The 20,968-nt window shown below is 68.0% G+C and carries 18 protein-coding genes; 8 read left to right on the top strand and 10 right to left on the bottom strand.

Annotated features, from left to right (window positions below; all coding sequences use genetic code 11):
- Positions 1-7: 7 nt before the first annotated feature.
- Entirely contained in the window at positions 8-310 is a 303-nt protein-coding gene (locus AQZ52_RS19045) for a VOC family protein (RefSeq protein WP_240481464.1), read from the bottom strand.
- 55 nt (positions 311-365) lie between these two features.
- Between AQZ52_RS19045 and AQZ52_RS19040 the strand changes: the two genes are divergently transcribed.
- Both AQZ52_RS19040 and AQZ52_RS06040 read left to right on the top strand, forming a co-directional pair.
- Positions 366-860: a hypothetical protein gene (locus AQZ52_RS19040; protein WP_240481463.1), complete on the top strand. Its 495-nt coding sequence runs from the start codon at positions 366-368 to the stop codon at positions 858-860.
- A 215-nt stretch (positions 861-1,075) separates the two neighbouring features.
- On the top strand, positions 1,076-2,803 hold the full coding sequence (locus AQZ52_RS06040) for a PQQ-dependent sugar dehydrogenase (RefSeq protein ID WP_067907278.1): 1,728 nt from the start codon (positions 1,076-1,078) through the stop codon (positions 2,801-2,803).
- A 4-nt stretch (positions 2,804-2,807) separates the two neighbouring features.
- Here AQZ52_RS06040 and AQZ52_RS06035 read toward each other — a convergent pair whose 3' ends face one another.
- Genes AQZ52_RS06035 through AQZ52_RS06015 form a run of 5 tightly spaced genes read right to left on the bottom strand, consistent with a single transcriptional unit; the run spans position 2,808 to position 9,263 of the window.
- On the bottom strand, positions 2,808-3,230 hold the full coding sequence (locus AQZ52_RS06035) for a GlcG/HbpS family heme-binding protein (RefSeq protein WP_067909538.1): 423 nt from the start codon (positions 3,228-3,230) through the stop codon (positions 2,808-2,810).
- Between the two features lie 5 nt (positions 3,231-3,235).
- The gene (gene glcF / locus AQZ52_RS06030; RefSeq protein ID WP_067907276.1) at positions 3,236-4,552 is read right to left on the bottom strand and encodes a glycolate oxidase subunit GlcF; all 1,317 of its coding nucleotides are present in this window, start codon (positions 4,550-4,552) and stop codon (positions 3,236-3,238) included.
- Positions 4,530-5,657 (bottom strand): FAD-binding protein, encoded by a 1,128-nt coding sequence (locus tag AQZ52_RS06025; protein WP_067907275.1) that lies wholly within the window; start codon positions 5,655-5,657, stop codon positions 4,530-4,532. The genes glcF and AQZ52_RS06025 overlap by 23 nt, the downstream gene beginning before the upstream one ends.
- Positions 5,657-7,150 (bottom strand): FAD-linked oxidase C-terminal domain-containing protein, encoded by a 1,494-nt coding sequence (locus AQZ52_RS06020; RefSeq protein ID WP_067907273.1) that lies wholly within the window; start codon positions 7,148-7,150, stop codon positions 5,657-5,659. Before AQZ52_RS06020 ends, AQZ52_RS06025 begins: the two co-directional genes overlap by 1 nt.
- Positions 7,151-7,166: 16 nt before the next feature.
- Complete coding sequence (locus AQZ52_RS06015; RefSeq protein WP_067907271.1) at positions 7,167-9,263, bottom strand: malate synthase G; 2,097 nt, start codon at positions 9,261-9,263, stop codon at positions 7,167-7,169.
- 97 nt (positions 9,264-9,360) lie between these two features.
- On the opposite strand from AQZ52_RS06015, the gene AQZ52_RS06010 reads away from it, so the two are divergent.
- Positions 9,361-10,251, top strand: coding sequence for a LysR family transcriptional regulator (locus AQZ52_RS06010; protein ID WP_067907269.1), 891 nt, complete (start codon positions 9,361-9,363; stop codon positions 10,249-10,251).
- Here the strand turns inward: AQZ52_RS06010 and AQZ52_RS06005 are convergent.
- A complete protein-coding gene (locus AQZ52_RS06005) occupies positions 10,248-11,177 on the bottom strand; it encodes a L,D-transpeptidase family protein (protein WP_082697583.1) in 930 nt (309 codons plus the stop codon). The genes AQZ52_RS06010 and AQZ52_RS06005 overlap by 4 nt on opposite strands.
- Before the next feature lie 73 nt (positions 11,178-11,250).
- Positions 11,251-12,714: an efflux transporter outer membrane subunit gene (locus AQZ52_RS06000; RefSeq protein ID WP_067907266.1), complete on the bottom strand. Its 1,464-nt coding sequence runs from the start codon at positions 12,712-12,714 to the stop codon at positions 11,251-11,253.
- Between the two features lie 47 nt (positions 12,715-12,761).
- On the opposite strand from AQZ52_RS06000, the gene AQZ52_RS05995 reads away from it, so the two are divergent.
- The 3 genes from AQZ52_RS05995 to AQZ52_RS05985 all read left to right on the top strand — a co-directional run bounded on the left by AQZ52_RS05995 (position 12,762) and on the right by AQZ52_RS05985 (position 17,631).
- On the top strand, positions 12,762-13,394 hold the full coding sequence (locus AQZ52_RS05995) for a TetR/AcrR family transcriptional regulator (protein WP_067907264.1): 633 nt from the start codon (positions 12,762-12,764) through the stop codon (positions 13,392-13,394).
- Positions 13,395-13,480: 86 nt separating this feature from the next.
- On the top strand, positions 13,481-14,563 hold the full coding sequence (locus tag AQZ52_RS05990; protein WP_067907263.1) for an efflux RND transporter periplasmic adaptor subunit: 1,083 nt from the start codon (positions 13,481-13,483) through the stop codon (positions 14,561-14,563).
- A complete protein-coding gene (locus tag AQZ52_RS05985; protein ID WP_067907261.1) occupies positions 14,560-17,631 on the top strand; it encodes an efflux RND transporter permease subunit in 3,072 nt (1,023 codons plus the stop codon). Before AQZ52_RS05990 ends, AQZ52_RS05985 begins: the two co-directional genes overlap by 4 nt.
- 9 nt (positions 17,632-17,640) lie before the next feature.
- Here AQZ52_RS05985 and AQZ52_RS05980 read toward each other — a convergent pair whose 3' ends face one another.
- Complete coding sequence (locus AQZ52_RS05980; protein WP_067909535.1) at positions 17,641-18,078, bottom strand: VOC family protein; 438 nt, start codon at positions 18,076-18,078, stop codon at positions 17,641-17,643.
- Between the two features lie 165 nt (positions 18,079-18,243).
- On the opposite strand from AQZ52_RS05980, the gene AQZ52_RS05975 reads away from it, so the two are divergent.
- A complete protein-coding gene (locus AQZ52_RS05975) occupies positions 18,244-18,966 on the top strand; it encodes an SIMPL domain-containing protein (protein ID WP_067907258.1) in 723 nt (240 codons plus the stop codon).
- A gap of 78 nt (positions 18,967-19,044) precedes the next feature.
- On the opposite strand, the gene AQZ52_RS05970 is transcribed toward AQZ52_RS05975, so the two are convergent.
- Positions 19,045-19,866, bottom strand: a complete 822-nt coding sequence (locus AQZ52_RS05970) for a TorF family putative porin (RefSeq protein ID WP_067907256.1) — start codon at positions 19,864-19,866, stop codon at positions 19,045-19,047.
- A 239-nt stretch (positions 19,867-20,105) separates the two neighbouring features.
- Between AQZ52_RS05970 and AQZ52_RS05965 the strand changes: the two genes are divergently transcribed.
- A complete protein-coding gene (locus AQZ52_RS05965) occupies positions 20,106-20,891 on the top strand; it encodes a metallophosphoesterase family protein (protein ID WP_067907254.1) in 786 nt (261 codons plus the stop codon).
- Positions 20,892-20,968: the final 77 nt, after the last annotated feature.

Genomic DNA, 20,968 nt, shown 5'->3' with positions numbered 1-20,968 from the left:
TGGGCAGCTATGCTCGCAATTCCGTGATGACCATGCCGACCGCTTTGATGCCGTCCGCGCGCATCGGATCATGGCGGACATGCGCATCACCGCCCAGTTCGACGGTCCAGGCGGCGAACTCAAGGCAAACGCCGTCGGGATCAAAAAAATAAACCGAGCGCACGAACACGCCGTCGTGCATTTGCGGTGCAACCTGTCCTTCGGGATCGTCGTGATTCAGCACCGGTGAGGTCTCGACCCCGAGGTCGTGCAGTCGTGCTACATAATCGTCAAACCGCTCCGCCGGCACGGAAAAGGCGATGTGATTCATTGAACCGTGGGCCGTCCTGATATCACCGAGCGCAGGCAGCGCAGCGGGCGCGGCAGTGCTGGGCGCCGCGGGAGGTGCGCGCACCGTGGGAGCGAGCATCAACTCGTTTGCCGACCGGATGCAGGCCCAACTGGCAGCGGCGATGCCAAACCATTCGGGGAATGGTGCCGACGAGGTCAATACACTCATCAAAGAGCTTGAAGCCGCGCAACATGAGGCGGACAGGGCCGGACAGCATCTCGACGGCATGGTACAGACCCTTGAAGCAGGGCATTCCGAAATCGTGCTGTCGCTTTCGGATATCCTCGGCCATCTGCAATTTCAGGATGTCATGAAGCAGCGCCTCGGCCAGGTGTTCGACGCGCTGCGCGATCTCAGCGATCTCCTCTCGCTTTCCAGCTCGGGTGCGCCGCGGACGAAATCGCTGATCGATTTGCTTGAGGATCAGCGCACCAGTTATGTCATGGAAAGCCAGCGGCTGGTCCATGCCAGTGTCGACACCACTGAACACCCTGCCCACCACGAAGCCGTCCGTATCGAACTGTTCTGAATTCAGGGGCAGCGCCGCAACGGCGGTGAAATCCCAGCCACAGCGCCTGGGGCAAGCAGCCTCCAGACCATGCGCGAAGGGTTTCTCGCACATCGCGCCATGGCTGGCGAGGGTATGGCGCAGGCTCTGGATGCGGACATCGGATAAAGCGCAATCCATGCCATTTCCCTTCGATCAGGATTGACCCGGGATTCCCATCCCACCACAGTCAGCCCATGAACAAGCCCATCCTCGCCGCCGCCTGCACTGCCGCGCTCGGTCTCGCCTTCCTTGCCCCTCGCGCGCCGCTGGCCGCCGCTTCCGAACCTGCACCGGCAGACTGTGCGCCAGACAACGGCGGGCTCAGCCTGCCGCCGGGCTTCTGCGCCACGGTCTTTGCCGATCACCTCGGCCATGCCCGCCACCTCGCCATCAGTGCGGACGGCACGGTCTACGTCAACACCTGGAACTATCCGGACTATTTCCCCGGCGCCCCCGTGCCGGCCGGCGGTTACATCGTCGCGCTCAAGGATCGCGACGGTGACGGCGTGGCCGACATGACCGAGCGCTTCGGCTCGAACCCGCGCAAGGGCGGACAGGGCGGCACCGGCATCGCGCTGTGGAACGGCGCGCTCTATGCCGAGGAAGGCGACAGCATCCTGCGCTATCCGCTCACCCCCGGCAGCGCCGCGCCGAGCGGGGCGGGCGACGTCATCGTCGCAGGCCTCGTCATGAAGGGTGATCACCCGATGCACCCCTTCGCGATCGACAAGGCGGGACTTCTCCTCGTCAACTCGGGCTCTGCCTCCAACACCTGCGAAAGCCCCAACCGCCAGCCCGGTGCCAAGGGCGCTGCCCCCTGCACCGAACAGCTGACCCGCGGCGGCATCTGGGCCTACCGTGCCGACAGGACCGGGCAGGTGTTCAGCCCCGCCGAACGCTGGGCCACCGGCATCCGCAACACCGGCGGCATCGCGTTCGACAGCGCGGGCCGCATCTTCGCAACCCAGCATGGGCGTGATCAGCTCTCGCAGAACTGGCCGGCGCTCTACAGCGGCGAGCAGGGCGTCGAACTGCCCAGCGAAATCCTGTTCTCCCCCTTCAAGGGCGCCGATTTCGGCTGGCCGACCTGCTATTACGATGGCCAGCACCACGTGCTTGCCCCGGAATATGGCGGCGATGGCGGCAAAACCCAAGGGCGCTGCGCCGGCAAGACGCCGCCCATCGCGGCCTATCCCGCGCACTGGGCCCCCAACGACGTCGCGATCTACACCGCAAAGCGCTTCCCCGCCGCCTATGCCGAAGGCGCGTTCATCGCCTTCCACGGTTCATGGAACCGCGCGCCCGCACCGCAGGACGGCTATCTCGTGGCGTTCCAGCCCCTCAAGGACGGCAAGGCCGCCGGCAACTGGATCCGCTTTGCCGATGGCTTTGCCGGTGATTACCGGGAACCCGGCCGCGCCGCGCACCGCCCGGCGGGCCTTGCCGTCGGGCCAGACGGCGCGCTCTACATCGCCGACGATGTGCGCGGCACGATCTGGCGCGTGACCTACCACGGGGCGGCGGACGCGACCCTCACCGCCGCCCCGCGCGCCGCGGTCAAGAGCGCGCTCACCACCGGCAATCCCTTCACCGGCAAGCCCCCGGTCGCCCCGCCCGGCTCCAGCGCAGAGGAAGTCGCGCTGGGCCAGCGGATCTATTTCGGCGAGGCCAAGGGCGGGACGTGCGCCGGCTGCCACGGCTCGGACGGGCGCGGCAGTTCTGCCGGCGGTTCGCTCACCGGCCCCACGTACCAGTGGAGCGATGGCTCGCCTGCCGGGCTTGCCGCGACCATTCGCGCCGGCGTCGCCAAGCCCAAGAAGGCCAGCGGCGGAATGCCCGCGATGGGCGGCGCGCCGCTGGACGAAGCCGATGTGAAAGCCGTTGCCGCCTACGTGTGGACCCTGGGCCACCGCCCGGGCTGACGCGTCAGGCGGAGAGGCCCGCCGCCTTGATCCCGGCCAGCGCGGCGAGTTCGTCGTTGTCGCTGGTGTCACCGGTCACGCCGACCGCGCCGATCACCGCGCCGTCGCTGCCGCGCACCAGCACGCCGCCCGCCGCAGGGACAATCCCGGCGGGGTTGAGCCCGGCTGCGGCAGTGATGAAGGTCGGCCGCTCCACCGCCATCTCGCCGATCGTGCGCGAGGACACGCCCAGCGCCAGTGCGCCCGATGCCTTCGCCGTCGCGATCTGCGGGCGCAAGTTGGACGAGCCGTCCTCGCGCGCGAAGGCGATCAGGTGGCCGCCGGCATCGAGCACGGCAACGCTGATCGGCTTGAGTTTCAGCGCGCGCGCTTCGGCAAGCGCGCCGGAAACGATGGTCTGGGCCTGATCGAGCGAGATACGGGTCATGGTCATTACTCCTGGGGAAGGTGTTGCAAGGCTTGAGGGGCCGGCCCGCCGGTCGCCCAGTCGAGCAGTTCGATGGTGTGAACGACGGCCAGGCCCGTATGCTTCGCGATCTGCACCGCGCAGCCCACATTGCCGGTGGCGATCACATCGGCCTTAAGCGCCATGATCCGCTCGGCCTTGCGCGCGCCGAGCTGGCCCGCAAGTTCGCTCTGGAGGATGTTGTACGTGCCCGCCGAACCGCAGCACAGATGCGCCTCCGCCGGCAACCGCACGGTGTAGCCCGCCTGCGCCAGCAACTGCTTCGGCGCCTCGGTCACCTTCTGCCCGTGCTGCAACGAGCAGGGCGGGTGATAAGCCACGGTCAGGCCGCGCGGTGTGGCGGCAGGCAAGCCATGCTTGGCCAGATACTCGCTCACATCCATCGCCAGCGCGCTCACCCGCGCGGCCTTTTCGGCATAGGCCGGATCGGCGCGCAGCATGTGGCCATAGTCCTTGATCGTCGTGCCGCAGCCGGAAGTGGTCACGATCAGCGCGTCGAGGCCCCTCCCTGAACCATTGGGGCCCTCGATTTCGGCCGTCCATGCGTCGACATTGCGCCGCGCTGCCGCCAGCGCATCGTCCTCGCGCCCGATGTGATGCACGAGCGCGCCGCAGCAGCCCTCGCCCGCAGCAAGCACCACCTCATGCCCAGCGCGCTCCAGCAGCCGCACCGTCGCCGCGCGCACCGCAGGGCTCAGTACCGGCTCCGCGCAGCCCTGCAGCAGCGCCACGCGGCCCTTCGCCGCCGCCATCCGCGCGGGCTGAACCAGCACCGGCGCGGGCACGCGTGCAGGCGCCAGCTCCACCATCGCAGCCAGCGGCCGCAGCGCCTTCACGCGCTTCATCAGCGGCACCAGCGGCCGCCCGAGCGGCGCGAGGTCGAGCGCCAGCCGCATCCGCCCCGGATAAGGCAAGACCCACGCCAGCAGCCGCCGCACCGCGCGTTCATGCCAGGGCCGCCGGTAGTTCTCGTGGATGTAGGCCCGCGCGTGATCGACGAGGTGCCTGTAGTTCACCCCCGAAGGACACGTCGTCATGCAGGCAAGGCAGGAAAGACAGCGGTCGACGTGCTTGACCGTCTCCGGCCCCGGCACGCGGCCGTTCTCCAGCATGTCCTTGATCAGATAGATCCGCCCGCGAGGGGAATCGTTTTCGTCACCCAACAGCACGTAGGTCGGGCACGTCGCGGTGCAGAACCCGCAGTGCACGCACTTGCGGATCACGCCCTCGGACGTCGCCATCGCCGGATCGGCGAGCGCCTCAGGCGGAAACCGCGTCTGCATCCGCATCCTCCGCAAATCGTCCGGTGGCGAACACGCCCTCTGGATCGAACGCCCGCCGCACCCGCGCTTCCAACGCCATTACGCCCTTTGCGCGCGGCTGGAACGCTGGCACCTGCGCCCGCATGGCTTCGGGCGCAGCGATCAGCCGCGCCTCGCCGCCAAGCCCGGCCGCATGCTGGCGGACCGCCTCATCCTCTGCCTCGCAGCAGACCCAGAGCCGCCCGCCGCCCCAATCCATCGCCCATTCCGCACCAGCGGGCAGCGCCGCAATCAGCGCCGGAGCCGCGCGCGCCGGCAAATGCACATCCCAGCGCACCGCCCCCGTCAGCCCCGCCCCGGTCATCGCCCGGTGCCACAGCGGCGCGGCATCCTCCAACCGCTCCAAAGCGCAATGCTCCGAAAGCAGTCCCGGCAAGGCCGCACACCGCGCCGCAACCGAAGGCGCAAAACCGGCCACCCGCAGCAGCACCGTGCCATCGCTGAGCGCTGCCGCCGCTGAAACCTCGGCGTTGCTCCCCAGCGCCGCCGCCATCGCCGCATGGGCCGCCGCAGGCTCCAGACCGCGCGCCGCTAAGGTCACCACCTCGCGCGGCGCCGGAAGCACCTTCAGCGTGAGCTCGGCCATTGCGCCGATCCGCCCCCACGAGCCCGCCATCAGCTTGGGCAGATCATAACCGGTCACGTTCTTGACGACCTTTGCGCCTGCCACAAACACCTCGCCGCGCCCGGAAACCGCCGTCAGCCCGAGCAGATGATCGCGCGCGCTCCCCGCCGTCACCCGGCGCGAACCCGCCACGCCCGCTGCCACCGTCCCGCCAATCGTCGCGCCGGGATCGCCCCACGGTTCGAACGCCAGCATCTGCCCTTCGGCCGCAACCAGCGCCTGCACCTGCGCCAGCGGCGTTCCCGCACGCACTGTCAGCACCAGTTCGGCGGGATCATAGTCCACGACGCCTGCGAGCCCCGCCAGCGAGACCACCTCGGCCTCACGCGGCGCGCCAAACCCGGCCTTGGTCCCGCCGCCGCGCAGCTCCAGCTTGCGCCCGCTCGCCGCCGCATCGGCGACAATCCCGGCGAGATCCGCCGCATCCCTCGGCTCCAGCATCAGAACCTCGGCAAGTCAGGATGCGGCAAAGCGCCGTGATGCACATGCATCCGCCCCAGCTCCGCACAGCGGTGCAGCACCGGAAACACCTTGCCCGGATTGAGCAGCAATTCCGGATCGAACGCGCACTTCACGCGGCTCTGCTGTTTCAGATCGGCGTCCGAAAACATCTCCGGCATCAGATCGCGCTTCTCGATCCCCACGCCATGCTCGCCCGTCAGCACCCCGCCGACCGCAACGCAGAGCCGCAGGATATCCGCGCCAAAGGCCTCCGCCTTGTCGAGTTCCCCCGGCACATTGGCATCGTAGAGGATCAGCGGATGCAGGTTGCCGTCGCCCGCGTGGAACACGTTGGCGACCCGCAGGCCATACTCTTGCGAAAGCTCTTCCATGCGCCGCAGCACATCGGGAAGCCGCCGCCGGGGGATCGTCCCGTCCATGCAGAGATAGTCCGGCGAAATCCGCCCCACCGCCGGAAACGCCGCCTTGCGCCCGGCCCAGAAGGCCATGCGCTCGGCCTCGTTTTGCGAAACCCGCGTCGTCACCGCCCCATTGGCATCCGCAATCCGCGCGATCTCGCCGATCAGGAAGTCGCACTCCGCTGCCGGCCCATCGACCTCGACGATCAGCAGCGCCCCCACATCGAGCGGATAGCCCACCTCGACGAAAGCCTCCGCCGCATGGATCGCAGGCCGGTCCATCATTTCCATGCCCGCGGGGATGATCCCTTCGGCAATCACCTGCGCCACACACGCCCCGGCCTGCTCGGCATCGGGAAAGCCCACCAGCACCGCGCGCGCCGTCTCGGGCCTCGGCAGGATGCGCACCGTCACTTCGGTCACCACGCCCAGCAGCCCTTCGGACCCCACCACCACGCCCAGCAGATCGAGCCCGCAAGGATCGAGATGCCGCCCGCCCAGCCGCACAATCTCACCGTCCATCATCACGATCTCGACGCCGAGCACATTGTTCGTGGTGAGCCCGTATTTCAGGCAATGCACCCCGCCCGAATTCTCCGCGACATTGCCGCCGATGGTGCAGGCAATCTGGCTCGAGGGATCAGGCGCGTAATAGAAGCCCCGGCCCTCCACCGCCTGCGTGATCGCAAGATTGGTGACGCCGGGCTGCACAACCGCCACGCGGTCCTCGTAGTCGATCTCGAGCACGCGCTTGAACTTGCCGAGCCCCAGCAGCACGGCATCCGCCAGCGGCAGCGCCCCGCCCGAAAGCGAAGTTCCCGCCCCGCGCGGCACGACCTTCACCCCCTCGGCATGGCACCACTTGAGCACAGCGGAAACCTGCGCCGTCGTCTCCGGCAGCACGACCATGAGCGGCGGCTGGCGATAGGCCGTCAGCCCGTCCGATTCCCACGGGGTCAGCGCCTCGGGCGCATCGATCACGCCTTCTCCCGGCACGATGGCCCGCAGCGCCTGTGCGATCCGCGCGCGCTTGGCGAGCGTCTCGCTATCGGGCACCGGCATGGCAATCGACATCAGTGGGGTCCCCGGTTCAGCCAGCTGCCTTCACGCGTTGGCGGAACGCGTGGAGCAGCGGCTCGGTATAGCCGCTCGGCTGCGATACGCCATCGAACACCAGCGCCCGCGCCGCCTGAAACGCGAAGCTGCCGTCCGGATCGTTCGCCATCGGCTGATACAGCGGATCGCCCGCGTTCTGCGCATCGACCTTGGCCGCCATGCGCAGCAGCGCCGCATCGACCTGTTCCGGCGTCACCACCCCATGCAGCAGCCAGTTGGCAATATGCTGGCTCGAAATCCGCAAGGTGGCGCGGTCCTCCATCAGGCCGACATCGTTGATGTCCGGCACCTTCGAGCACCCGATCCCCTGATCGACCCAGCGGACGACATAGCCGAGGATGCCCTGCGCATTGTTGTCGATCTCGGCCTGAATGTCCTCCGCAGACCAGTTCTGCCCCGCCGAAACCGGAATGGTGAGCAGCGCATCAAGGCTGGCAATCCCTTCCGCCCGGCGCTCCACCTGCCGGGCGAACACGTCGACCTGATGGTAATGCGTCGCGTGCAGCACCGCCGCCGTCGGCGAAGGCACCCAGGCGGTGTTCGCGCCGGTCTTGGGGTGGCCCACCTTCTGCACCAGCATGTCGGCCATGCGGTCGGGCATCGCCCACATGCCCTTGCCGATCTGCGCCTTGCCGGAAAGCCCGCAAGCAAGCCCGATCTGCACGTTGCGATCTTCGTAGGAGGTGATCCACGGCGTCGTCTTCATGTCGCCCTTGCGGAGCATCGCGCCGGCCTGCATCGAGGTGTGCATCTCGTCACCGGTACGATCAAGGAAGCCGGTGTTGATGAACATGATGCGGTCCTTCACCGCGTGGATGCAGGCGGCAAGGTTCGCGCTCGTGCGGCGCTCCTCATCCATCACGCCGATCTTCAGCGTATGGCGCGCGAGGCCCAGCACGTCTTCCACCGCATCGAACAGATCGTTGGCAAACGCGGCTTCTTCGGGCCCATGCATCTTGGGCTTCACGATATAGACCGAACCCGTCCGGCTGTTGGCCCTCGCGCCCTTGATGTCGTGCATCGCGATCAGGCTGGTGACGATCCCGTCGAGAATGCCCTCCGGCGCCTCGCCCCCGCCCGGCAGCAGCACCGCAGGGTTGGTCATCAGGTGGCCCACATTGCGCACCAGCAGCAGCGAGCGGCCATGCAGCGTCAGCGTGCTGCCATCGGGCGCGGTATAGACGCGGTCCGGATTAAGCCGCCGCGTCATCATCCGCCCGCCCTTCTCGAAGGTGTCCTCGAGATCGCCCTGCATCAGCCCCAGCCAGTTGGCATAGGCTGCGACCTTGTCCTCGGCGTCGACCGCCGCGACCGAATCCTCGCAGTCGCAGATGGTCGAGATCGCGGCTTCCATCACGACGTCGGCGATGCCTGCCGGATCGTCCTTGCCGATCGGATGCGCGGGATCGATCACCACTTCGATGTGGAGGCCATTGTGCTTGAACAGCAGGCTCGTGCCAGCGCGGCCAACGAGTTGCGAGGCGTCCTTGAGCGCCGGCTCGCCGCCGGTCCACTCGGCCCACGAACCCGAGGCCAGCGGCACCGCCTCATCCAGAAACGCCTTGGCCCAGGCAATCACCTCAGCGCCGCGCACCGGGTCATAGCCCTTGCCCGAGGCAGCACCCGGAATGGCGTCCGTTCCGTACAGCGCGTCGTAAAGGCTGCCCCAGCGCGCATTGGCCGCATTGAGCAGGAACCGCGCATTGAGGATCGGCACCACCAGCTGCGGCCCCGCGGTCACGGCCAGCTCGGCATCGACATTCTGCGGCGCAACAGTGAACGGCGCGGGTTCGGGCACCAGATAGCCGATCTCGGTCAGGAACGCCTTGTAGGCCTCGATATCCTGCGGCTGCCCGGCGCGGTCCTTGTGCCAGGCATCGATCTTCGCCTGCAAGTCCTCGCGCTTTGCCAAGAGTGCGGCATTGCGCGGCGCGAACTGCGCGAAAATGCCTGCCGCACCGGCCCAGAAGGCGTCCGCCGTCAGCCCCGTCCCTGGCAGCGCGCGCGTCTCGATGAAGTCCGCAAGGACACCCGCCACCTGCAGCCCCGAACGCTCGACATATCTGCTCATCGCAACCACTCCCAAAATCCGATGGCTCTCCCTAGGCCGCGCTGCTGTCTTCCGGTAGAAGGAAATAATTCAACGCAGCTTCTCCTGTGGGGAAACAATGTTCGACCCCGATTACGATCTCTTCCTCGCCATCGTCGAAGCCGGATCGATCTCCGCCGCGGCCCGGGCGCAGGGCGCCTCCACCGCCGCACTGTCCAAGCGTCTCGCCCGGCTGGAAGAGCGCCTCTCTGCCCGCCTCGTCCACCGCACCACGCGCCGCCTCGCGCTCACCCCCGCCGGGCAGGATCTCCACGACGCGCTGCTCCCGCTGCGCTCCACCCTCAAGGCCGCCGAGGAGCGCGTCAGCGGCCGCCACGCGCATGTGCGCGGGCCGCTTCGCCTCACCGCCCCCACCTCGTTCGGCCGCATGCATGTCGTCCCCCACGTCCCCACCTTCCTCGCCGCCCACCCCGATGTGCGCCTCCAGCTCGACCTCTCGGACGAGTTCGCCGATCTGCTCGATGGCAGCTGCGACCTTGCCATCCGCATCGGCGCGAAGATCGGAACCGGACTTGTCGGCCACCGCCTCGGCACCAGCCACCGCGTACTTTGCGCCGCGCCGGCCTATCTTGCCCAGTTCGGCACGCCCGAGGCGCTGGCGGACCTCAGGCACCACCGCCTCCTCGCCACCGTGAGCCAGCTCCCATGGCAACTCGATGGGCCCGAGGGCACGGTCACCCATCAGGGCCAGAGCCACGTGCGCACCAATTCGAGCGAAGTCGTGCGCGAACTCGCGCTGGGCGCCTGCGGCATCGCGCTGCGCTCCTTGTGGGATGTTCACGAAGCGCTCGCCTCAGGCGCGCTCGCGCGTGTCCTCCCGCAGTATCAGGGCTCGCAGGATGTCGGCATCTATGCCGTCCACGCCCCCACACCGGCGATCCCGGCGCGGATCGCGGCGTTCATCGCGCACCTTGGCGCGCATCTCCAAGGCGGCAGCGGCCTCGCCTAGGCGGTTACCCGCATGCAGGCGATGCCGCGAGCCGCGAGCCGCCCGCAGATGGCATGGGCATCTGGCCCCGAAGCGCGCAACCGGTAGACCTGCGCCTGGCGCACCACCGCCGGAATGATCACCGGCTCCAGCGATTGCAATTCGGGCTCGCTCGCCGAAAGCGTCTGCCACAGCTCGTCAGCCCCGGCGACATTGGCGGCGGCAGCCAGCTGGATCGTCTGTACGGGCCCTCGGCTGCGCGCAGCCAACTGCGACGGGGGCGATGACGGGAGCGGCGGCGCATCGGCCTGCCGCATCGGCTGCGTCCGCATCGGCGCGGGCATCCCCAGCGCCGCACTCTTGGCTGCGTCCGCATAAGTCAGTGGCTGGCGCAGGATCACCACCGAAGTCGAAGCCGGATTGGTCAGTGCGTAAAGCTGGCGCGCAAAGTCACCCGGCAGGCGGATGCAGCCATGCGAGGCGGGCGCACCCGTCACGCGCCCGGCATGGAGCGCCACGCCGCCCCAGGTCAGCCTCTGCATGTAAGGCATCGGCGCGTTGCCATAGGTGCGCGAGCGGTGCTTCACCGCCTTCTGCAGGATCGTGAACGTGCCCGCCGGGGTGTCATGGCCGCGCCGCCCGGTCGAAACCGTGGTGGAACCCCACTCCGCCCCGTCCCTGAACACGAACAGCCGCTGCGAGGGAATGCTCACCACGATCAGCACGCCCTTGTGCGCGGCTGAGGCCGGCGTGGGCGGCGGCGGCCCTTGCGGCGCGCCATCGAGCGCCGGATCAGGCCCGCATTGCACAGCCGCCGATGCCGTTTGCACCGGCGGCGCCGGCGGCGCGATCCGCTCGGCCAAGGCGCCGCGCGTCACCACGCCGCATCCCAGCAGCGCCAACAGCAAACCCGCGATGATCGAGACTCGACGTCCAACCCTGCCCATGCGGCATGGTTAACGAATAGTACCTAGACGTGACACCGCTTTTTGGTCCGTCATGGGCCCCGCTGAGCGTCCCTTAACGGGACACCGCGAGCCGTGCCCCCGCCGCCTGCCAGCCGCCGCCCAGAGCGCGGAATGCGGCGACCCCGGCCCGTGCCGCCTCGGCCCGCGCGGCAATCGCGTTGTCCTCGGCATCGAGCATCTGGCGCTCCACGCCAAGCGCCTCCACCCGGCTGACCGCACCGGCTCGCACAGCCGTCTCGATCCGCTGGCGGCTGTCCGCCAGCCGCACCGCGACACGTCCCAGCGCTGCGGCCTGCTCGCTGCGCTTGGTCAGCGCCAGCAGCGCGTTCTCGCCATCGGCCGCAGCCAGCAGCGCGGTCTTCCGCCAGTCCGCGACCGCTTCCTTCAATTCAGCCTCTGCAGCAGCCTGCCGCGCGCGCAGCCGCCTGCCGGTGAACAGCGGCAGGCTGATCCCGCCGCTGGCGCCGGTCTGCACTGCCCCGCCCGTAAACAGGTTGCTCATTCCATTGGCGAGGAAACCCGCAAACCCCGAAATGGTGAAGCGCGGATACCGCGCGCGGATCGCCTCGGCCACGCGCGCGTCGCTGGCGGCGACACGCCGCTCCGCCGCGACCACATCCGGCCGCCGCGCCAACAGCGCTGCCGGGCCATCGGGCACGGCCGGTGCCCGCACCGCCGGAATGCCGCCCGCACCCAGCTCAGCCGCAGCCTGCCCCGGCGCGCGGCCCATCAGCACGTCGAGCCGGTTGCGCATGACCTCCAGCGCCGTCTCGAGCGCGGGGACCGCCGACTGCGCTCCGGCGAGTTCCGCCCCGCTGCGGTCGGTCTCGGTCAGCGCTGCCACGCCGCGCTCCGCGCGCTGGCGAAGCAGGGTGTCCGTTTCGCGCGCAGCCGCAACACGCGCCCGCGCCACGGCCAACCGGGCCTCGATCGCCCGCACATCGATGTAGGTGTTGACCACTTCGGCCGCGATCGTCAGCCGCGCGGCGGCAAGGCCCGCATCCGCCGCGCCCGCCTCGGCCCGCGCCGCGCGGGCATCTGCGGCGAGCTTGCCGAACAGATCAAGCTCCCACGAAGCCGCTCCGTTCAGGCCGTATTGCTCCACAGTGCGCTGAAAACCGGGAAACTTCGAGAAGGCACGCCCCTGCACATCCTCGGTCGATTGCCGCTTGATGCCCCCCGAACCGTCGAGCGAGGCTTGCGGCAGCAGTGCGCCCTGCGCGGCCTTCAGCCCCGCCGCCGCCTGCTCCAGCCGCGCTGCGGCTGCTGCGATATCGAGATTGCCGGCCAGCGCAGTCTCCACCATGCGGTCCAGCACCGGATCGCCAAAGCTCTTCCACCAGTCCTCGGCAAGCGGCACGGCTTCGCCCGGGGCCGCATCCGGCGCATTGCGGAACGCATCGGGGAGCACCGGCGACGCCGGCAGGGCCCGCGGCGAGGTATACGCAGCCGGCGCAGCGGGCACCGCGCCGCCAAGCAGGATAACGGCTGCGGCTCCAGCCAGAAGGGTCCGCATAGGATGAATCCTTGACCAATGAATGATGAAAGAATATATCCTTTTTCATGAAAATCAACCCAGCCATTTCAGAAAAGCGAAGGGCAGGCCGGCCCAGCGTAGACCGGCGGGACGAGATCCTCGACGCCGCCGAACGCCTCTATGACGCACTCGGGTTCGAAAAAGTCACGGTCACCGACGTCGCCCGCGCGCTCGGCATGTCACCCGCCAATCTCTATCGCAGCTTCGCCAACCGCCAGGCGATCGATGAAGCGGTGACCAGCCGCGCCTTGACCGGCGTGGAAGATGCCGCATGGCGGGTCGCACGCGGCGCGGCGGCCGATCCGATTGCCACCTTCGAGGTGCTCTGCATGGATATCGCTCTGAAAATGCGCGATCTTCTGTTTAAAAGCGGGCGCTCCAGCGATCTGTGCCTGGCCGCCACGCGCGGCAACTGGCCACCAGTACAGCAGTTCATGGATACACTGCGAGGGCTCATCCGCCATGTCATCGCCGAAGGCCAGCGACAGGGCGTGATGCGCACCGATCTCCCGCTCGAGGAAACCACGGCGGCCACCTTCACGGCCATGGCCAAAGTCTGGCACCCGGTCATGCTCGATACCTTCGGTGTCGCCACTCTTGAGGAGGAGACCGCGGGGATCACACGACTCGTGCTCGAGGCGCTCAGAATTAAAAACTGAAAATAGAAATTATTTTTCATCTTTCCCTAAATGCTGGTCGCGATTATAGGTGAGTCGAAAGTGCCCTCAGGGGCTCGGAGGCTCTCATGCAACGCCGCACGATTTCCCGCTTGCCCCTGATCGCCGCGCTCAGCGGCACCGCGCTGCTGGCCGGCTGCTCCGGGTCCGCGACCCACCTGCCCGATCAGCCACTGGTCGCCACTGCTCTCGCGCAGGCCGAAAGCGGCGGCACCGGCGATGCCTATACCGGCACGGTCCACGCCCGCACCGAAAGCACGCTCGCCTTCCGCGTCCCCGGCAAGATCGTGCAGCGTCTGGTCGATGCCGGCGCGCACGTCCGCGCAGGCCAGCCGCTCGCCCGGCTCGATGCGCAGGACTATGGCCTCGCTGCCTCCGCCGCCGCCGAAAAGGTCCGCGCCGCCGAGGCCGATGCCGCGCGCACCGCGGCGGATGAAGCCCGCCTGCGCCCGCTTGTGGCGACCGGTGCGATCTCGCCCTCCGCCTATGATGGCGCCCGCGCCTTGCGCGATGCTGCCGCCGCCAACCTGTCCGCCGCGCGCGCCGCTGCCGCCCATGCCGCCAACGAGCGCGGCTATGCCACGCTGGTCGCCGATGCCGACGGCGTGGTGACCGAAGTCCTCGCCGAGGCGGGCCAGGTCGTTGCCGCCGGCACGCCGGTCCTGCGCCTTGCGCGCAGCGGTGCGCGCGAGGCGCTGGTCGCCGTGCCCGAAACCGCCCTCGCCGCCCTGCCGAAAACGGCGCAGGCCACGGTCTATGGCCGCAGCGCCCCCGTCACCGCCACCTTGCGCGAGGTCGCCGGCGCGGCCGATCCCTACACCCGCACGTTCGCCGCGCGCTATGTGCTGGCCGGCGCGCCCGAGGACGCCCCGCTCGGCGCCACTGTCACCGTCCGCCTGCCTGCCGCCACTGGGGGTGCCACGCGCGTGCCGCTCGGCGCGCTCGTCGATCTCGGTGCGGGGCCAGGCGTGTGGGTAATCCAGCCCGACCGCCGTGTGCGCTTCCAGCGCGCGCAGCCGCTGCGACTGACCGAGGAGGAAGCCCTGCTGCCCGCCGCCGCGCTGCCCCCGGGCACGCGCATCGTCGCGCTGGGCGGCCAGTTGCTCCACGCCGGCCAGACCGTCCGCCTCGCGCCGGGCGCCGGCTTGTGAAGGGCCCCAATCTCTCCGCCATCGCGGTCAAGGAACCCTCGGTCACCTTGTTCCTGCTGCTGGCCGCGATGGCCGCCGGCGTCTTCGCCTTCTTCCAGCTTGGCCGCGCCGAAGATCCGAGCTTCACGCTGAAGGCGCTGACCGTCACGGCCGTCTGGCCCGGCGCCTCGGCCCGCGAGATGCAGGACCAGATCGCCGACCGGCTCGAGAAGCGCATCCAGGAACTGCCCTGGAACGACCGGATCGAAACCCAGGCCCGCCCCGGCCTCGTCACGCTTACGGTCGTGCTCAGCGACAAGACGCCGCCCGGCGCCGTGCCCGACATGCTCTATCAGGCGCGCAAGAAGATGAGCGACGAGGCCATCAACCTGCCGCGCGGGGTGATTGGCCCGATCGTCAACGACGAGTATTCCGACGTCTATTTCTCGCTCATCGCGGTGCAGGCAAAAGGCCTGCCCCACCGAGACCTGATCCAGCGCGCGGAAGCCATCCGCAGCGAGCTGCAGCGGGTCCAAGGGGTCAAGAAAGTCGCCCTGATCGGCGAGCAGCGCCCGCGCATCTATGTCGAGCTCTCCAACCGCAAGCTCGCCACGCTCGGGGTCGGCGCCGATGCCGTGCTCGGCGCGCTCGCCAACCAGAATCTCATCCAGCCCGCCGCCCAGTTCGAGACCGCCTCGCGCCTCGTTCCGGTGCGCGTCACCGGGGGCTTCGACGATCTCGATGCCGTGCGCGCCACGCCCATCACGGCGGGCGGGCGCGTGCTGCGCCTGGGCGATATCGCCGAGGTCAAGCGCGGCTATGAAGATCCGCCGAGCTATCAGGTGCGCCATCAGGGCAGCGAGGCGGTCATGCTCGGCGTGGTGATGCAGGACAAGTACAACGGCCTCGCGCTCGGCAATGCGCTCAGCAGCAAGCTCGCTGACGTGCGCGCCGGGCTTCCCCTAGGCATCACCGTCGCCGAAGTCGCGGATCAGGCCGCGAATATCGAGGAGGCCTACGGCGAATTCATGCTCAAGTTCGCGGTCGCGCTCAGCGTCGTCATGGTCGTCAGCCTGATCGCGCTGGGCTGGCGCGTCGGCATCGTCGTCGCGCTCTCGGTCCCGCTCACGCTCGCGGCCGTCTTCGTGATCATGCTGATGACAGGCCGCCAGTTCGACCGCATCACGCTGGGTGCCCTCATCCTCAGCCTCGGCCTCCTTGTCGACGATGCGATCATCGCGATCGAGATGATGGTGGTGAAACTCGAGGAAGGCATGAGCCGCGCCGAGGCCGCCACGTTCGCGTGGGGAGCGACTGCCGGGCCGATGCTGGCGGGCACCATCGTCACCATCGTCGGCTTCCTTCCCGTCGGCTTCGCGCAATCGACCGCAGGCGAATACGCCGGCAACATCTTCTGGATCGTCGGCTTCGCACTGATCGTGTCATGGGTCGTTGCGGTCTATTTCACCCCCTACCTCGGCGTGAAGCTGCTGCCTGATATCAAGCCTGTGCAGGGCGGCCACGATGCGATCTACGCCACGCCGCGCTATGCGCAGCTGCGCGCCTGGATCACCCGCAGCGTGGCGCAGCGCGGCCGCCTCACCATCGGCGTAGTGCTGGCCATGGCGCTTGCCGGCGTGCTCCTTGTTGTCGCGATCCCCAAGCAGTTCTTCCCGGTGTCCGACCGACCCGAACTGCTGATCGAGGTTTACAACCCCCACGGCTCCAGCCTCGCCGCCACGCGCGGCGTCGTCGAAAAGCTGGAGCACGACCTCCTTACCCGGCCCGAGACGAAGGCCGAGATCCGCTATGTCGACAGCTACCTCGGCGGCGGTGCCCCGCGCTTCTTCCTCTCGCTCAACCCCGAGCCCGCAGACCCCTCGTTCGCCAAGCTCGTGGTGCTGACCCACAGCCCGGCAGCGCGCGACCGGCTGCGCCTTGCGGTCCAGAAGCTCGCTGCCGAAGGCCGTTATCCCGGCGCCCGCGTCCGCGCGATCAGCCTCCTGTTCGGTCCGCCGGTGCCCTATCCCGTGGCTTTCCGCGTCACCGGCCCCGATGCTGGCCAGCTGCGCCGCATCTCTGCCGACGTCGCCGAAGTGGTGCGCGCCAACCCCAATGCGGTGGCTGTCAACACCGACTGGGGCGACCGCACCCCTGCTGTCACGCTCCAGTTCGACAACGACCGCCTGCGCCTGCTCGGGCTCGATCCCGCCAGCGTCGCGCGGCAGGTCTATGCGCTGATCTCGGGCACCACCGTCTCGCAGGCGCGCTATGGGGACCGCACCACCGATGTCGTCGTGCGCACCCCCTGGGCCGAACACCATGCGCTTGGCGATCTCGGCAGCCTCGTCATCGGCACATCGAACGGAACCGGCGTCACGCTCTCGCAAGTCGCAAAGATCGTGCCCACCAGCGAGGATCCGCTGCTCGTGCGGCGGGGCCGCGTGCCGACGATGACCGTGCGCGCCGATATCACCCGGGGCATCCAGCCCGCCGACGTGACCGCCGCGATCCTGCCGAAGCTCCAGCCGCTGATCACCAGGCTACCGGCCGGTTACGCGGTCACCGTCGCCGGCTCGGTCGAGGAAGCGGGCAAAGCCAACGCCGCACTCGCCCCGCTCTTCCCCATCATGATCGGCCTGATGCTGCTCATCCTGATGCTGCAGACCCGCTCGTTCCGCATGACCGGCCTCGTCTTCGCGACCGCGCCGCTCGGCCTGCTCGGCGCGATCCCGGCGCTGCTCATCACCGGTTTCCCGTTCGGATTCAACGCGATCCTCGGGCTTATCGGCCTCGCCGGCATCCTCATGCGCAACACGCTGATCCTCGTCGATCAGATCGACAGCGAACGCGCGCGCGGGCTCGGGCTCGAAGCGGCGGTGATCGAGGCAACCGTTCGCCGCGCCCGGCCCGTGCTGCTCACCGCGCTCGCCGCCGTGCTCGCCTTCCTCCCGCTCACACTCTCCAGCTTCTGGGGCCCGCTCGCGGTCGTGCTGATCGGCGGCACCCTCGTCGGCACCGCGCTCACGCTGTTCTTCCTGCCCGCGCTCTACGCGCTGTGGATGGTCCGGCGTGAGCGCGCTGCCTGAGGCAGCCGCTCACCAGGTCCCGGTGTTCTCCATGCTCGCCCAGGGCTCGGCGGGCTCGAGATGGCCGTCCTGCAGCAGTTCGATCGAAATGCCGTCCGGGCTCTTCACGAAAGCCATGTGCCCATCGCGCGGGGGGCGGTGGATGATGTGCCCGGCAGCCTGGATCTTCGCGCAGGTCTCGTAGATGTTGCTCACCCTGTAGGCGAGGTGGCCGAAGTTGCGCCCGCCGGTGTAGACCTCGCCCGCGCTGCCATCCTCGGACGGCCAGTTGTAGGTCAGTTCCACTTCGGCGATGCCTTCCTCGCCGGGTGCGGCCAGGAAGATCAGGGTGAAACGGCCCTTCTCGCTGGAAAAACGGCGCACCTCCTGCACCCCGAAGAGTTCGAAGAAGGCAATCGTCGCCTCCGGGTCAGTCACGCGGATCATCGCGTGGAGAAACTTGGTCACCGTGGTGTCTCCTTCGTCATTCAAATTCGGTTCATCGACAAAATCGCACAGTTCGTCGCAGGGCGAGACGCCCGACAGGGAGACCATGCCGTGACTGCTACCGATAGTGAGCCTGCCGCCAATTCCCAATCGTTTCTTGCCCGCCTTGCCCCCTCAGGCTGGCCTGTGGGAGCGCGCACCTCCGCGCTCAGCGTCGCGGCGATCCTCGCCGTGGGGTTTGTCGGTGGCAGCTACCTGCTCGGCGAGGGGCTCCACCGCCTCAAGGGTGCCGATCCCTCGGTCACCGTGCGCGGGGTTGCCGAGCGCGAGGTCGTGGCCGATCTTGCGACCTGGACAATCAGCTATGCCGCCACTGCGCCCGATCTCGCCAGCGCACAGGCCAGCGTCGACCGCGACAGCCAGGAAATCCGCGCCTTCTTCGCCGGGCTCGGCTTTCCCGCCGATGCGCTCCAGCCCACCGGCGTCAACGTCTCGACCAACAAGGAGCGCGATTCGAACGGTGCCGTCGTCGCCACCACCTTCACGGTGAACCAGCGCATGGCGCTGCGCACGAACGACATCAAACGCGCGGAAAGCGCGGTGCGCCGCCAGTTCGATCTCGTCCGGCGCGGGGTGATGCTCGAGGAAGGCTCCGGCATGGCCTATACCTTCACCCGGCTCAACACGATCAAGCCCGACATGATCGCCGAGGCCACACGCGATGCGCGCAAGGGGGCCGAACAGTTTGCCAAGGACAGCGGCACCGGCGTCGGCGGGATCAGAAGCGCGACGCAGGGCTACTTCGAAGTCACCGCGCGCGATGGCGATTCCGGCGGCGGCTGGGGCGTTTCGGATACGCCCTACAAGAAGGTCCGCGTCGTCACGACGATCGATTTCTTCCTGCGGTAGAGCTCTCTGCGGGCCTTGCAGACAAAGAAAGGGCGTACCGCAGCGCGGCACGCCCCTTCCCCCCTGCAATAGGTCAGCTCAGAACGAAGCGGTCAGCGAAACCACGCCCACCGGCTTGGTGGTGCGGTAGAACGAGTTCGAGCACACATCGACCGCAGTCGGCGAACCCGCGCCGCTGCACAGGCCGCTCGATGCGACATCGCTGCGGGTCATGTTCGTGCCGACAACTGAGGCATCCAGTGCGAGGTTCTTATACTTCGCGGTAATACCCACGTTGTAGTCAAAGAACGGCTTCGGCAGATCGAAGCCGCCACCGGTGTGGGCAAGGTGCGAATGGATGCTCAGCGGAGTGCCCGGGATCGCCCCGCCCAGTTCGCCGTAGACATAGAGATTGCTGCGATGGGTCGAGGTGAAGTTGTAGTTGAACACCTTCTGCGCCGGCGCGAAGTTCGCGCCGACCTTGGCCGACACCGGGCCCAGCGTCTTGGCCAGCGAGCCATAGACTTCCCAGAGGTTGCCCGCGGTCGCACCCGGATAGATGTAGCCATAAAGGCCGCCGTCGATCGTGAAGCCGGTGCTGCCGATGCCGTGGGTATAGCCGCCGTAAACGTCGATTTCGGTGCCGCCGATGTTGATGGGGCTGTTGCCGGCCGAAGCGCTCGAGGCCCAGGTCGAGACATAGAAGCCCGACTTGTGCGCGATCGTGAAAGTGCCCTGCACGACAGGCTTGTTGTCCGACTGGGCAACGCCGCGGAACCGGTACTGGCTGGCGATCGTCGCGCCACCGGTCACGGTGATGTCGCTCGGCGGGGCGGCTTCGTCGGCAAACGCGGGTGCAGCAGCGGCGAAGCTCAGGGCGGCAAAAGTTGCGGCCACGAGGGCCTTGCTGGACGTACGCATGGGAAATCCTTTGTTCTTGGGTTTGCGTCGTCCCACCTGCACAGACCGTGGCGACTCGATTCCTGCGGCCAGCCTTCGTTCTGTAACTTTTTGTTGCCGTATTATGCTGCGCCGCACAAGAGCGTGAAAACGGCTGGTCGCGGCTTTCCCACGCTCTGTTGCAATTGCGCACCAGGCGGCGCGGGGGCCTTGTATGGCCACTTGCAAGGCCCATATCCCCTTCGTCAGGCCCGTCTTTCATGCTGAAACTCTTTCGCTCCCTTTTCGACAGCCGATCTGTGCCCGAAGTGTGTCCTGCGGTGCCGGAAGGTCAGCGGGTCTACGCCATCGGAGACATCCATGGCCGCTGCGATCTGCTCTGCCGCATGATTGCGCGCATCGAGGCGGACGAGGCAGCGCGCGAGCCGGCGGATACCACGGTGATCCTGCTCGGCGATCTCGTGGACCGCGGACCCGACAGTGCCGGCGTCATCGCCACGGCGCGCGAATGGGCCCAGCGCCGCCGCGTGCGCATCCTTGCGGGCAACCACGAGGAAATGTTCCTCGGCAGCTTCGAGCGGGACGAGACGCTGCGTCACTTCCTGCGCCATGGCGGGCGCGAAACGCTGCTGAGCTATCCGATTTCCCCGGATGTCTACAGCCGCGCGACGCTCGAGGAACTGCGTGCGATCATGCACGACATCGTGCCGGCGGAAGACGTCGCCTTCATGCGGAGCATGGAAGACCGCATCCAGATCGGCAATTACGTCTTCGTCCATGCCGGCGTGCGCCCGGGGGTACCGCTCGAACAGCAGAAGGTTTCGGACCTGCGCTGGATCCGCGGGGAATTTATCGAATCGCGCGAAGACCGTGATTTCGCGGTCGTTCATGGCCACACCATCCTCGAGACGCCACACGTCTCGACCTTGCGGATCAGCCTCGATACCGGCGCCTATGCCTCCGGCCTGCTCACCGCGATCGGCCTTGAAGGCACGGCGCGCTGGCTCATCTCGGTGCAGGGCGAACCGGCCGCCGAAGCGGCCTGATCCGGCCCGCTTACCCTGCGGTTAATACGTAGGGCATGGATGTGTCGCCGATCTTTCATTTTTACCCGGCATGGCCA

It is taken from the genome of Novosphingobium fuchskuhlense (assembly GCF_001519075.1).
In the GTDB taxonomy this organism is placed as follows: domain Bacteria; phylum Pseudomonadota; class Alphaproteobacteria; order Sphingomonadales; family Sphingomonadaceae; genus Novosphingobium; species Novosphingobium fuchskuhlense.
The sequence above is the reverse complement of the archived record's forward strand: the minus strand, read 5'-3'. Positions and strand labels throughout refer to the sequence as shown.